Here is a 13,709-nt window from a genome sequence, read left to right on the forward strand (position 1 = left end):
ACGGTAATCGACGACGGTCGGAACGTCGTTACCGCATCGGATAACGATCGGGCAGCCGGCTTCTTCGCTTTGGCGAAGGTGTCGAGTTTTTGTCCAGAATTTCGCCGAACCGGAGTCCGCGGCCGAAACGGCGGGTCCCGTCGAGCACGCGAAGGGTTTCGTTTCGTTACGTGCATACGTCCGAACGGGTGTCGTGACAACTCGGGTGCAACACCGGAGCGCAGGCGGCCGACAGGTCTGCCATCGGCAAGGGGTTTGGTTCTCGGCCGTGGTGTTCGTTCGATGTCCGGGCTTGACTCACGGCGTGCTGCTGCCTTCTCGACTGCATCACCCATCAGAAGTACCCGGCTGGCTTCTGAAACATCGATGAATGCATCTCCCCCCATTGTCGAGTCACCGGAGCCAGCTGTCGGTAGCGGAAACCGCTACGCTCACGATGATCTTGTTCGTGAGACCAGCACCACCTGGGAGACCCGTGGAGCCTGATCCGGAGCTGAATTTCGCTTCACAGCTACGCAAACTGCGTGCGCTGCGCGGACTGTCGCTGGCGGAGCTGTCCCGGCTGACCCATTACAGCAAGGGCTACCTGAGCAACATCGAAAACGGCCGCAAACCGGCCACCGCCGATTTGGCTCGCAGGCTCGACGAGGTGCTCGCGTGCGACGGGGCGCTGATCGCCATTGTGGAGGCCGGTGACACTTCTGCCTGCCCCTATTTGGGTCTTTCGGCCTTCGGGGCGGGTGATGCCGGGCGGTTCTTCGGGCGGGGACGCATCAGCGCGGCCCTGACGAGCCGAGTTGCGGCGGGCCTTGACCATGGCCTCCCGCTCGTTGTCTTCGGGGCCTCCGGTGCCGGGAAGTCGTCGTTGCTCCACGCTGCTCTGATCCCGGCGCTCGCCCGCGGTGTTCTGCCGGTGGCGGGGGCCGCGAAGTGGCCGGTGCTGGTGATGACGCCCACCGCGAGCCCCGCCCGGGCGCTGGGTGAAGGTGCGGCGAAGGTCCTCGGGACCTCCGCGTCGGGCCTACGGGACAGCCTGGCCGTGCACGGCTGGACGGACGCGCTGCGGACGGCGCTGGGCCCGGCGAACTCGCGCCTGGTCATCGTCGTCGACCAGTTCGAGGAGGTCTTCGCGCTCTGCGAGGACGAGGGCGAACGCCGGCAGTTCATCGCGGCGCTCTGCGCTCGTCCCGACGGGGAATCCGCCGTCCAGCTGGTGGTGCTCGGCGTCCGTGCCGACTTTTACGGCCGCTGCCTGGCTTATCCCGAACTGCTGGACGCCGTGCAGCACAACCAGTTCGTGATCGAGGCGATGAGCGAAGCGGAACTCGTCGAGGCCATCACCGGCCCCGCCCGGGAGGCCGGTGTCGACCTCGAACCCGGCCTGGTCGAGATCTTGCTCCGCGACCTCGGCTTCCCCCGCAGCGCCGGCGAGCCCGGCACGCTGCCGCTGCTCTCGCACGCGCTCCTGACGACCTGGCAACAGCGCGAAGGCGACCGCTTGACCGTTGCCGGGTACGAGCTGACCGGGGGCATCCGCGGGGCGGTCGCGGCCACGGCCGAGCGCGTCTACACCAGCCTCGACGACGACGGCCGTCGCGCGGCTCGGCGGCTTCTGCTGCGGCTCGTCCACGTCGGCGAGGACGAAGACACCCGCCGGCGCGCTGACTTGGACGGGTTGCTGGGGGACGGCCCCGAACGGGAACCGAACCTGGTCGCCCTGCGGGCCCTGGTCGCGGCCCGCCTGCTCACCCTGGACCGGCAGACCGTCGAGATCACGCACGAAGCCCTGCTGCGGGCGTGGCCGCGGCTGCGGGCGTGGACCGAAACCGACCGGACCGGTCTTCGCGCGCACCAACGGTTTTCCGAGGCCGCCGAGGTCTGGCGGCGCCACGGCCGCCCCGTCGACCTGCTCCAGCGGGGCGCCCCGCTGGCCGGTGCGAAGGAGTGGGCAGCCGAGCATCCCGACCGGCTCACCGCCTTCGAACGCGAATACCTCCAGGCCGGCGAGCGGGAGGAACAACGCGGTACCCGCCGGCTGCGGCGGCTCGTCGCGGGTCTCGCGGTCCTGTCGCTGCTGGCGGTCGCCGCCGCGGGTTGGGCGTGGGTGGCCGAGCACCGGGAACACCGGCAGCGGGATCTGGCGTTGGCCGAGAAGGTCGTCGCCGAGACTCCCGCGCTGCACGCCTCGAACCCCGGGCTGGCGGTGCAGCTCTCACTGGCGGCCGCCCGGCTCGCGCCCGGCGCCGAGACGCTGAGCGGCCTGCTCAGCGCGGTCGCCAGTCCGCACTTCACCCGCCTCGACCACTCGGACACGGTCACCTCGGCCGTGTTCAGCCCGGACGGGCACACGCTCGCCACCACCGACGACGACCACGAGGTCCGGGTGTGGGACGCCGCTTCCCCTGCGGAACCGCGGGTGCTGGCCGGGCACACCGGCGTCGTCACGTCTTCGGCCTTCAGCCCCGACGGGCGCACGCTCGCCACCGGCAGCGAGGACGGCACGGTGTCACTGTGGCACTTCGGCGGAACGCCGGCGCGCACGGTCCTGCGCCTCGGGAGCCCGGTGCGCTCGGTGGCGTTCGGCCCGGACGGCCACACGCTCGCCACCGGCGGCGACGATCGCGTCGCACGGCTGTGGGACGTCTCCGGACCGGGACCGCAGCCGTCGGGGACGATGCCGGGCCACACCGGCTCGGTCAACGCGATCGCCTTCAGCGCCGACCGGCACACCCTCGCCACGGTCGGCGGGACCGTCCGGCTGTGGGACGTCACCGACCGGCCGCGGCCGAGGCCGCTGGCGGAACTCGGCCAAGCGGTGGACACCGCGGCGTTCAGCCCGGACGGGAAGACGCTGGCCACCGGGGGAGGAGATCACCTCACCCGGCTCTGGGACGTCGGCACGCCGGGCCACCCCGCGGCGCTCGGAGTCCTCGCGACGCACACCGACAAGGTGAACTCCGTCGCGTTCAGCCCGGACGGGCGCACCCTCGCCACCGCGAGCGACGACCGGACGGCCGTGCTCTGGGACGTCACCGACCCCGGGAACCCCGCCACCTTGTCGGTCCTGGCGGGCCACACCGAGGCCGTCACCACCGTCGTGTTCGGCCCGGACGGCCACACCCTGGCGACCGGGAGCGACGACAACTCCGCCCGGCTCTGGCGGTTACCGGTGCCCGAGTTCACCGGGCACACCGACCGCGTCCTCACGCTGGCCTTCGCCCCCGACGGCCGGGTGCTGGCCTCCGCGGGCCTGGACCGGACCATCCGGCTCTGGGACACGGCCGCTCCCGGCGACCCGCACGCGCTCGCGACGATCAGCGCGCCCGAGCGGCTGCGCGCGCTGGCCTTCCGCCCGAACGGCCGCCTGCTCGCCGTCGCCGGCGCGGAGGGCGGTGTCACCCTGTGGGACCTGGGTGATCCGCGCCGGCCCCGCGCGTCCGGGAAGCTGGCCGGCAGCAGCGAGCGAGTACGTGCACTCGCCTTCAGCCCCGACGGCCGCACGTTGCTGACCGGGGGTGACGACCACACCGCCCGGCTCTGGGACGTCACCGACCCGGCGAAACCCGCTGCTCTGGGCCGGCTCGACGGCCACACCGACCGGGTGATGACCGTGGCCTTCGGCGCCGATGGGCACACCGTCGCCACCGGCAGCTACGACCGCACGGCCCGGCTCTGGGACACCACGGACCCCACCCGCCCGCGCGCGCTCGCCACCCTGGCCGACCACACCCACGTCGTCCGTTCGGTGGCCTTCAGCCCGGACGGGCACACGCTCGCCACCGGCGCCTGGGACCACACCACGAAGCTGTGGGACGTCGCCGACCCGGCGCACCCCCGAGACGTGGCGACGCTCTCCGGGCACTCGGCCCCGGTCAACGCCGTCGTGTTCAGCCCGGACGGCCGGACCCTCGCCACGGCGGGTGACGACGGCGACGTCCGGCTCTGGACGGTCGGTGATCCGGCGAAGCCGGGTGTGCGGGCGATCCTCACCGGGCACACGGACCTCGTCTACGCCCTCGCCTTCCACCCCGACGGGCACACGCTGATCAGTGCGGGGCGCGACCGGATCATCCGGCGCTGGGAGACCGACGCGGACCGGGCCGCTCGCCTGGCCTGCGACCTCGCCGGCACCCGGGTCACCCCGGCGCAGTGGTCCGCGGCGTTCGGCGACTCCGCCTACGACCCACCCTGCCCGTGAGCGTTTCCGCAGCTCAGCGGGGGTATCCCGGTATTCCGCCGGCGCGGGATACGGGGAACCCCTGCCGCCTGGCGCGGGTCGCGGCCAAAGCTGGTGATGCCCGGCAGACCGGGCTGCCACACCAGACAGAACGGGGAATCCACGATGTTCACACGAACCATGCTCGGCGCCGCCGGCCTCGCGATCGCCAGTCTCGCCGCGCTCACCCCGGTGGCGAGCGCCGCCCCGGCGAGCGTGCTGGACGACGGCCTGGTCAAGGCCACGGTGCGGTTCCACACCACCGACAACGACAAGGACCACGACTCCCACGTCACCGTGTACGTGAAGGAGAAGGACGGCACCATCGCCGCCCGCACCGACTCCGACTTCGGCCAGTTCCCGGACAACAGCGACAACGGCCCGTTCGGGATGCAGGTTCTCGACGCCGCCACCCGGGACGACTTCGCGGGCGGGACGGCCGTGGTGCGGATCGACCCGAAGGGCAACGACACCTGGCAGTTCACCATGTACGTCGAGCTCGACTTCGCCAACGGCCGGGTCAAGAACTTCCAGTCCGAGAACCTGAGCCTCAGCGAGGACGGCCGTCAGCAGACGTTCCCGATCCAGTAGCGGCTCCGGCCGCGCCGAGCCGGAGGAGGTCCGGCGAGGACGGGGAAGGGGGACGAAGCAGGCCCGGACGCCATGGACGTCCGGACCTGCTTCGTTCCCGCTCACCGGCGGGCTTGTGCGGCGGCGAAGTGGGCGAGCAGGGGCGCGGTCCCGGCCGGGTTCAGCAGCAACTCGCCGGCGGCGCCGGTGTCGAGGATGACGCCGGTCATGCGATCCAGCATGCGGCGCTCGAACGCGGTGATCGCTTCGTCGACGGTGGCGTGCTCCGGGGAGAACAGGGCGTGGACGAGTTCGACGGCGTCGAGCAGCGCCATGTTCACGCCTTCTCCTCCGAAGGGCGGCATCACGTGGGCTGCGTCGCCCAGCAGGGTGATCCCGGAGTGCTGGTGCCACTGCTGGTGCGCGGGCATCCCGTAGAGCGGCCAGTACGCGAAGTCGCCGTCGAGCTCGTCGAGCACGTTCAGTAGGTCCGGGCTCCAGCCGGCGAAGGTCTCGCGCAGCCGCTCCCGGACGGGGGTGGGGTCGCCGAAGTGTTCGCCTTGGACGCGGGCCGGGTCTTCGGCCGTGCGCACGGCGAAGTAGACGCGCACCGACCGGTCGGCGGCGCGCTGGGCCAGGATCGCCCTGTCGTCGCCGAGTACGTGGAGAGCACCCTCACCGGTGTGCCGGACGACGAACGAGCCGGGGCCGGGGTTGCGTACATCAGCGTGGATGAAGGTGATGCCGCTGTAGGCCGGTTGTTCGGTGGTGACGAGGGGACGTGCGCGTGAGCGGATGCCGTCTGCGGCGATGACCAGGTCGGCGTCGAGACGGCGACCGTCGGCCAGGCGCACCCGGTGCCGGCCGTTCGCGAGCGGTGTGACGTCGCTGACCTCGGCACCCCAGGTGATCGTCTCCGGCGGCAGGGCGTCGATCAGGAGCTGCCGGAGCTGCACGCGGTCGATCTCCGGCCGGTACTCGCCCGCTGCTTCGTCCACGTCGACCCGGACGGTCCCGTCCGGGTCCATCAGGCACAGCCGCTGCCCCAGCGGCCGGGCCAGCGCCTCGAACTCCCGGCTGAGCCCCATCTCCCGCAGCGCCAGCTGGCCGCCCTGTCCGGCGAGGTCGAGGCTGCCGCCCTGCGACCGGGCGTGCTGACTGGCGTCGCGTTCGAGGACGCGCGGGGCCAGGCCGCGCTGGTTCAGCAGCCGGGCGGCGGCGAGCCCGGCGGGACCGGCGCCGAGGATGACGACCTCGGCGGCGCGTAGGGCCTGAGCTGCGGTGCGGTGTTCGGTCATGGCCGACTCCTCGTGTTCGAGCTGGTTCAGATTTGGGCGAGACCGCCGTCGACGACGATCTCCGAGCCGGTGATGTACGAGGCCTTTTCGCTCGCGAGGAAGACGACCGCGTGCGCGACGTCTTCGGGGCGGCCCCACCGGGCCATCGGCACGGTGCCGGTGACGTAGTCGTCGATCGCGGTCTGCAGGTCCGGATCCGTCTGGGCGGTCAGCGGGGTCGCGATGCAACCCGGGGTGACCGCGTTGACCCGGACCCCACGAGCCAGGACCTCCTCGTCCACCGCGAGGGTTCGCACGAGACTGCGCACCGCGGCCTTGCTGGCCGAGTACAGCGGATCACCGGGACGGCCCTTGGCCTCGGAAACCGAGCTGGTGACCACCACCGACCCGCCCCGGCGCACCAGCGGCAGCAGCTTGGTCACGGTGAAGAAGACGCTCCTGACGTTCGTGGCCATCATCAGGTCGAAATCCTGCTCGAGGGTGTCGAGGATCGGCGGCGCGTCCGACTTGCCGGCGTTGGCGAACACCACGTCGACGTGGCTGTACCGGGCGCGGACCTCGTCGGTCATCCGCTCGGTACCGGCCACGGTGGCCAGATCGGCGGCCACGCGGTGAACCGGCGTGCTTCCTCCGAGGTGTTGTGCGGCCGCGGCCAGCTTGCCCGGGTCGCGACCGACGATCACCAGGGCGTATCCGTCCTTCGCCAGCTCGGCGGCCGTCGCCAGGCCGATGCCGCTGCTTCCCCCGGTCACCACCGCGACCCGGCCGGTCCAGTCGTTCATCACGTTCTCCCTCGCGTCCATGACTACAGTGAAGCGAAAAAGTTAGTGAGTTACTTATTTTACCGAGTGATGTGACGTAGCGGACTCACCAAAGTTGTCGAGAGAAGAAGGTGTTACCGTGCCCGGATGGCAGGCGACCATGGCGAACGGCTGAGTCTGCGCGAACGCAAGAAGCTGATCACCCGGCAGGCGCTGATCGACGCCGCCGAGGCCATGTTCGCCGAGCGGGGGTTCGACCGGGTTACCGTCGCCGAGATCGCCGACGCGGCGAACGTGGCGGCCAAGACCGTGTTCGTCTACTTCCCGGCCAAAGAGGACCTGGTCTTCCACGGTGAAGACGAGGTGCTGCGCAGCCTGGTCGACGGCATCCGCGAGCGCCCCGCCGGCACCACACCGCTCGACGCCGTGGTGAACGTGCTCAGCACGAGCATGACCAGCAGCCCGGTCGGGGCGGTCGCCGAGCTGGAACGGCTGCACGGCATCGTCGGTGACAGCCCGGGACTGCACGCGCGGATGCGGCTGATGTGGGAACGCTTCGAGCACGCCGTCGCCGCCGAACTCGCGGCGGAAACCGGCGTACCGCCACATTCACCCCAGCCGCGCGTCGCCGCCGCGCAGCTGGTGATGATCTACCGCACCATGGCTTCTCCGGACGTGATGGCTTACATCCGGTCTCACCCGAAAGCCCGGCAGGGCAAGGCCTTCGGCGATTGGCTGGAGGCGGCGCGTGACATGGTGGGCCACGGGATCGGTGACTACGCCCGCCGCGAGGGATGACGGCCGCGCTGTCGAAACCTTGAGGAAGCGTGCTCGTCCTCGGCGGTCGAATCGAGGTGTACCACCTGCGGGGGCCGGCGGTACACCTCGCGGGTTCAGTCGGCGGGGTGGAGGCTGGTGTTGCGTCGTTGGGCTTCGTGGAGCTGGTCTTCGAGGGAGATGATGCGGCAGGCGGCGTCGATGGCGGTGCCTTCGTCGACGAGGTGCCGCACTCGGGCGGCGATGCGCAGCTGGTGGCGGGAGTAGCGGCGGTGGCCGCCGGTGGAGCGCTGGGGGGGTGATCAGGCCGGCTTCGTCGAGGCTGCGCAGGAAGTTCTGCGTGGTGCCCAGCATGTCCGCGGCCCGGCCCATGGTGTAGCCGGGGTAGTGCTCGTCGTCGAACTTGTCGGCCGCGGGGGTGGCCGGGGCGTGTTGGTCAGGGATCATTCCACCTCCGCATCACAAGGGACCCCGGGTGCCATGCACGGCACCCGGGGTCCCAGGGGTTTGGGTTTCACCATTGTCAGCCGGCGCGACCGCCGGCTTCCTGTACTCGCGTCGCCCGGCCGAAAGGCGGACGAGGCGAGGATCGCTTACTCGTAACCGAGAACCACCTGCCAATCCGATGGGACTACGGTGCCCGCGCGGCGCTACTGGCCAGCCGCTGCGGGCGATCCAATGATGTGCCCTTTCCCTTCTCTTCTGTGTTTCCTTGGTGCTGCGTACTGCTTCCGCGGTCACCACCGGCTGGAACCCTTCCACTGATCGGCCCCAGCACGCCTGATACCGCGAGCCACTGCCCGGAACCCCTTACATTGATCGGCTCCGGCCACCTGGCTGGCACTGCGTACTGCGATCTATCCGACTTCACCGGGACCACTACTTCTGCTTCGTCTTCAAACCCGGTCCCGGGCACTGCTCCGGTCACCAGCCGAGACCTGTTCACTGATTGGCCCCGTGCTGCCTGACCGCTTGTCTCACTTCGCGGGTAGTTACGTCCTCTCCCGCGCCTGCTTGACGTTGTCTTTCTCGGTACGAGGAGGACTCTACACACACCCGGCGTCGAATGTCTAACCCGGTCGACGTAGATTTTGCGTCATGACCCGATCGGGGTACCTCGCGTCCACGGAACCGCAGGTGAGCCCGCAGTGCGCGGACGGGGAGGGCAGTGCGATGAGTGACCAGCGCAGCTCGACCCGACGGGCAAGCTGCACCAGCTCGCCGCGACCACGGCCAGCGGGGCAGCTGGGCGCGGTTCGCGAACGCCGGGTCAGCGGCGGCCGCGGCGGGTGTGCACCTTCATCTCGAAGGTGATCTTCAGTGCATTGCGCGCCTCGCGCCACTCCCTGATCTCCGCCTGCCGGTCGGCGATGCCCTTGTAGTACTCGGATTTCTCCTCGCGATTCATTCTTTCGATCTCTTCCTCGGGCTTGATGATGGGATTCGCCGGGCGTGACCAAATTGAGCCGTCGTCGTTCTTCGGGTTGTAGGCGGCGAGGAAACCGAGGCCGAGCAGCTGGCCGAGATCCGCCACGTCGATCCGCACCACGCCGAAGTGCTCGGGCTCGCAGACCGTCCATCGGCCTTTCGACACGTACACCCCGAAATGGTGATGTTCGGTTTCGAAGTAGAAGTAGTACTCCATGCTCCGCGCACCATGTGCGACGCGATCCTGCACCAGTTCGGCGATTGCGGGGCCGGCGTCGGCGATGCGCCGGGTCGCCTGGGACTTCTCCGTGTGCTCCCAGGCGTCGGTCATCTCCGGTTCGTCGGCGAGGCCGAGCAGCGAGTTCGGCAGCTTGCCGTACTTCTCATCCGGCTCCTTCCCGTCCATATCGCCCCAAGCGGCGATCAGTGCCCGGACAACTTCGCCGGCTTCCCGCCCCTGGCTCGAGTCGACCAGCCTCTTCTTCAGTTCGCCGACGAGGGACCCCAGGTCCTTCAGGACGGGCGCGTCCACATTGCCTTCGATCTGCCATGCGGACAACGAACTCCACAACGACAGCAGCCAATCAGGCTCAAGGCGGTGGATGGTGGCCCACCCGCCGCACAGCCCGTTGTCGCGAACGGGGGCGTATCAGTCCTTCAGTTCGGTCGCATCGCGAGAGGCGGTGTGCGGTGCGGCCGCCGATCTGCTTTTGGCTTCGGCCTCCAAGAGGAGGTATGCCGCGTAGAACATCCGCTTCTGGATCTCGGCTTGCGGCAAGGTGTCCGGGTAGTCGGGCACGCGCTCCACATCGTCCGGTTTCCTGGGCTCGTCGGCTACCTCTTCCTTTCGCTCAGTGCCGGTCTTCTTTTTGCCTCTCTTCCTCTTGTCGCCTTTCTTTTTACCTACTACTTCTTTCCCCTTGTCCGGCCTGGCTTGCGACTCCTTGCCCCGCTGGACGACCACGTCACCCGACGCGGGGACACCGCGCCCCAGCAAACGCACGACAGCGGCGTTGCCTGCCGTGCGCTGCAGCACCAGGGCGTCGACCGGACCCGGTGCTCGTTGGCCTGCGGCCGACCTGCCGGCCCGCCGGGCGACCCGGTCCGGAGTTCCCCGTTCCCGCGAATCGTGACCGTGCATCACCGCTCCTCGCATGTGCTCGGAGTAGTAGCATCACCACGCGCCGTGGCGGACGGCAAGATCGGGTCGAGCAGTCATGCGGGCAGCGTTCGCTGCCTCCGGTGCGAGGCCATCGTCGGCATCGCCGAGTCCTGCGGGAAGTCGCCGGCTCAGGTCATGCTCCGCTGGGGCTTGCGGATTGCTTTCCGGTGACGTCGGTGACGAGGCGGCGGGCAAGCGCGGCCGAGGAGCCCGGGTTCTGTCCCGTGTAGACGTTCCGATCAACGACCACCTTGGACTTCAGCGGCAGTCCGGACGTGTAATCGGCGCCTGCTTCCTTGAGGCGGTCTTCCAGCAGCCACTTGGCTTTCCACGCGAACGGGTTGAGCCGTTCCTCCGCATTGGACAGACCGGTCATCGTGTACCCGGCGAACGGCCAGCTGCCGTCCGGGTTCGTCGCGGCCAGCGCCGCCGCCGGTGCGTGGCACAGCAGTGCCACCGGGCGGCCGGAGGCCAGGCGCTTGGTCAGCAGCGCCCCGGATGTCGCGTCGACCGCGAGGTCCTCCATCGGGCCGTGGCCGCCGGAGTAGAACACGACGTCGAAGTCGTCGGGATCCACCTCGGACAGGTCGGCCGGCTGCTCGAGCACGGAAGCCAGCCGGGCGAGCTCGGCCTTGAGCTTCTTGGCCGTGTGGGGCAGGACGCCGCCTTTGACGCCGAGGCTGAGGCGGTCGACGACCGGTTCCTCGCCGCCGGGGGTGGCGAGCGTGACGTCCCAGCCGGCTTCGGTGAACAGCCTGTACGGGACGACGAACTCCTCGGCCCAGAAACCGGTCGGGTGCTCGGTGCCGTCCTTGAGCGTCCAGACGCGCGCGGCGGAGAGAACCTGCAGAACCTTGATCATCGCGACTCCCGGACGGTCGTGTTCACGGTGCTGGCAGCGAGGTCGTCGACGGCGGCGCGGGCTGCGAAAATCGCGGCAAACGAACTGCGCACCTGGTTTGCGACGTCCTCGGCCGACACGCTGGTCAGCTTGCCGTCGAGGTGCAGGCAGGCCAGTCCGTGCACCAGGCCCCAGCCGGCGGTCGCCAGGGCGGCCGGGTCGACGTCGGGGAAGACGCCGGAGACGGCGGCGCCCAGCAGTTCGTGCACTTCGGCCGCCGCGCGGACGCGGGCGTCGTTCGCGTCGTCGCAGGGGTGGCCGAACATCAGCCGGAACAGCGCCGGCCGGCGCAGGGCGAAGTCGACGTAGGCGACGCCGAGTTCGGCCAGGTCGGCCACCGTGGCGGGCGGTCCGCCGCTGCCCCGGAGGAGGTCGGCTTTGAGGTTGCGCAGCCCTTCGGCGGCCAGTGCCGACTCCAGCGCGTCCCGGTCGGCGAAGTGGCGGTAGGGGGCTGTCGGCGAAACTCCGGCTTCTCGGGCGATCGCCCGCAGGGAGAACGGTTCGCCCGCCTCGAGCATGCGCATCGCGATCGTCATCAGCGTCGCCCGCAGGTCGCCGTGGTGGTAGCTGCCCTTGGCGGATGTCGGCACGGTTACCCCCGTCTCATGTGAGCACCGCAAACATACCGCACGCCGGTGTCCCGCCACGGCTACTGGCCCGCGAGGATCTCGGTGATCCCTTGGCGGTAGGTCGTGACCGCGAAGCCGGGGAAGCGCGCGGCGAACTTGGAGGAGTCGAAGACGTTGTCGACGCGGTAACGCGGCAGCAGTTCGGAGGCTTCCTTCACCGGCTGGCTGAACAGGGCGCCGAGCTTGAAGGCCGCCGCCGGGACGGTCGTGTAGCGGATGTCTTTGCCGGTCACCTCGCCGGCCACGGTGATCATGTCCGCGTAGCTGAGCCGCTGCGGGTCGACGGGGAGGTGCCAGGTCTGGCCGTAGGCGTCCGGGGTGTTGCCGATCAGCCCCATGCCGCGGCTGGCGTCCGGCGTCCAGATCAGGGTGCGCTTGGTGTGGGCGTCGAGCGGGACCAGGGGCCGCTTGCCCCGCTTGATCCGGTCGAAGACGGCGGAGTTGGTGAGGCTCTTGGTCTTGCCGGGACCGTAGAATTCGGGCGCGCGGCAGATGACGGCGTCGATGGTGCCCGCGTCCATCTCCCGCTGCAGCGTGTCCGCGATCCGCGCCCGCACCGCCGCCTTGCGTCCGGCCGGCTCGAACGGGGTGTCTTCGACCTGGCGGGCGGCGGTTCGCGGGTACATGTAGGTGTTGTCGAAGAACACCAGCTTCGTACCGTGCCTGCGGCAGGCGGCGATCGTGTTGGCCATCATCACGGGGAACCGCTGTTCCCACACCGCGGAGTCGATGGGGAGACCGACGGTCAGGTAGGCGATGTCGCTGTTCGCGACGGCGGCCGCGGTCGCTTCGGCGTTCATCAGGTCGGCCTTGACCAGCTGGTCGGTCTCGTGGATCTTGCGGGGGTTCCGGCTGACCAGGCGGATGTCGTGGGTGACGTGGTCGTGGAGGTAGCGGGTGAGCTCTTCGGCGATCTGGCCGTTGGCTCCCAGTACGGTCTGCATTGCGTTCCTCGCCGCGCTCATCGTGCCGGGAAGGAGACGGGGACCGGGAGGTGCAGCGCGTTCTGGCCCTCGGTGACCACGTCGAGCCGCAGTGGCTTGATCGGCTTGAGGGAACGGATGTCGTCGGTCAGGCGTCCCGACCCCAGTTCGAGGAGCACGTCCCGCGGGAGCAGCTTTCGGCCGGTGGCGAGGTTGTTGGTCTGGCTCAGCGTCGCGTTCCAGCCGCCACCGAGCTGCGTGTACGAAGTCAGCGTGGACACGCTCGTGCCGCTGGGCACCCGCTTCTGCTGCGGCGTGGCCACGTTGAGCGCGATGTCGGTACCGCCCACGTCATTGGCGACTCGCGCGACCGTCTTGCGGTCGTCGATCTCGACGTCGATTTCGGTGACCCACTTGGGAAATCCGTAGCCGTCATGCCCGCGGACCTGCGCGATCTCGGTGTTCACCGGCAACGACAGGACGTAGGCGTGCATGGCGTCGTTGGACAGTGCCGACAGGAGGTCGGCGCCGACCGGACCGCCGTGCCGCGCGGGTCGCACCGCGACGCCGACGGTGGCCTCGGTGTAGAAGTCGATGTCGCAGACGTCGTAGCGGAAGAAGACCACCGAGAACAGCCCGAGGCCCGGAGCGATCAGCAAGGGGTCGAGTTCACCGGGAAGGCGGGATCGCAGCGCCTGCGCCGGGGCGAGGTAGGTGATCTGCGCCTTCGACATCGCGTAGTAGAAGTTCGGGGTTCGGGTGGGCCCGATCGCCGACCGGACCTCCGTCTTCGGCAACGTCCGGAAGAAGTCGACAGTGCGCACGCGTGGGTCTTCGGCGACCTCGTCGAGATCGGTGTCCATGCGGTAGCGGTCGTACAGCCCGCCTTTCGGCACGGTGACCGTGCGGCCGCCGAGCTCGACCTCGACCACCTCCCTGGCCTGGCCGGTCTTCAGCGACGTCATGAGGACTCCTTCGGGATGTGTGCAGTGCTTACATCACCGTAACGCGCAATGTAAGCAGAGTCAACATTGCCGTCGTGAC

At 69.5% G+C, this 13,709-nt stretch carries 11 protein-coding genes and 1 pseudogene; 3 read left to right on the top strand and 9 right to left on the bottom strand.

The features are described from left to right. Positions 1-475: 475 nt before the first annotated feature. On the top strand, positions 476-4,198 hold the full coding sequence (locus ACLJPY_RS30705; protein ID WP_410593674.1) for a helix-turn-helix domain-containing protein: 3,723 nt from the start codon (positions 476-478) through the stop codon (positions 4,196-4,198). Between the two features lie 144 nt (positions 4,199-4,342). Then, complete coding sequence (locus ACLJPY_RS30710) at positions 4,343-4,807, top strand: hypothetical protein (RefSeq protein ID WP_410593676.1); 465 nt, start codon at positions 4,343-4,345, stop codon at positions 4,805-4,807. A gap of 101 nt (positions 4,808-4,908) precedes the next feature. On the opposite strand, the gene ACLJPY_RS30715 is transcribed toward ACLJPY_RS30710, so the two are convergent. Both ACLJPY_RS30715 and ACLJPY_RS30720 read right to left on the bottom strand, forming a co-directional pair. After that, positions 4,909-6,084 carry an FAD-dependent oxidoreductase gene (locus ACLJPY_RS30715; RefSeq protein WP_410593678.1) on the bottom strand — a complete coding sequence of 392 codons (1,176 nt, stop codon included), beginning with the start codon at positions 6,082-6,084 and terminating at the stop codon, positions 4,909-4,911. Positions 6,085-6,110: 26 nt separating this feature from the next. Further along, positions 6,111-6,887, bottom strand: coding sequence for an SDR family NAD(P)-dependent oxidoreductase (locus ACLJPY_RS30720; RefSeq protein WP_410593680.1), 777 nt, complete (start codon positions 6,885-6,887; stop codon positions 6,111-6,113). Positions 6,888-6,992: 105 nt separating this feature from the next. Between ACLJPY_RS30720 and ACLJPY_RS30725 the strand changes: the two genes are divergently transcribed. Continuing rightward, the gene (locus tag ACLJPY_RS30725) at positions 6,993-7,643 is read left to right on the top strand and encodes a TetR family transcriptional regulator (RefSeq protein WP_410593682.1); all 651 of its coding nucleotides are present in this window, start codon (positions 6,993-6,995) and stop codon (positions 7,641-7,643) included. Positions 7,644-7,738: 95 nt separating this feature from the next. Here the strand turns inward: ACLJPY_RS30725 and ACLJPY_RS30730 are convergent. The 7 genes and pseudogenes from ACLJPY_RS30730 to ACLJPY_RS30760 form a co-directional block, all read right to left on the bottom strand. Further along, positions 7,739-8,069, bottom strand: a pseudogene (locus ACLJPY_RS30730) (MerR family transcriptional regulator). Between the two features lie 823 nt (positions 8,070-8,892). Next, the gene (locus ACLJPY_RS30735) at positions 8,893-9,609 is read right to left on the bottom strand and encodes a hypothetical protein (protein ID WP_410593683.1); all 717 of its coding nucleotides are present in this window, start codon (positions 9,607-9,609) and stop codon (positions 8,893-8,895) included. A 90-nt stretch (positions 9,610-9,699) separates the two neighbouring features. Further along, on the bottom strand, positions 9,700-10,086 hold the full coding sequence (locus ACLJPY_RS30740; RefSeq protein WP_410593685.1) for a hypothetical protein: 387 nt from the start codon (positions 10,084-10,086) through the stop codon (positions 9,700-9,702). Positions 10,087-10,345: 259 nt separating this feature from the next. Beyond that, a complete protein-coding gene (locus tag ACLJPY_RS30745) occupies positions 10,346-11,074 on the bottom strand; it encodes a type 1 glutamine amidotransferase domain-containing protein (protein WP_410593687.1) in 729 nt (242 codons plus the stop codon). Beyond that, the gene (locus ACLJPY_RS30750) at positions 11,071-11,703 is read right to left on the bottom strand and encodes a TetR/AcrR family transcriptional regulator (protein WP_410593688.1); all 633 of its coding nucleotides are present in this window, start codon (positions 11,701-11,703) and stop codon (positions 11,071-11,073) included. Before ACLJPY_RS30750 ends, ACLJPY_RS30745 begins: the two co-directional genes overlap by 4 nt. A gap of 59 nt (positions 11,704-11,762) precedes the next feature. Next, a complete protein-coding gene (locus ACLJPY_RS30755; RefSeq protein ID WP_410593689.1) occupies positions 11,763-12,686 on the bottom strand; it encodes an NAD-dependent epimerase/dehydratase family protein in 924 nt (307 codons plus the stop codon). 17 nt (positions 12,687-12,703) lie between these two features. Next, the gene (locus ACLJPY_RS30760; protein ID WP_410593690.1) at positions 12,704-13,630 is read right to left on the bottom strand and encodes an acetoacetate decarboxylase family protein; all 927 of its coding nucleotides are present in this window, start codon (positions 13,628-13,630) and stop codon (positions 12,704-12,706) included. Between the last annotated feature and the right edge of the window lie 79 nt (positions 13,631-13,709).

The sequence above is a fragment of the Amycolatopsis sp. lyj-23 genome (assembly GCF_046549135.1).
Taxonomy (GTDB): domain Bacteria; phylum Actinomycetota; class Actinomycetes; order Mycobacteriales; family Pseudonocardiaceae; genus Amycolatopsis.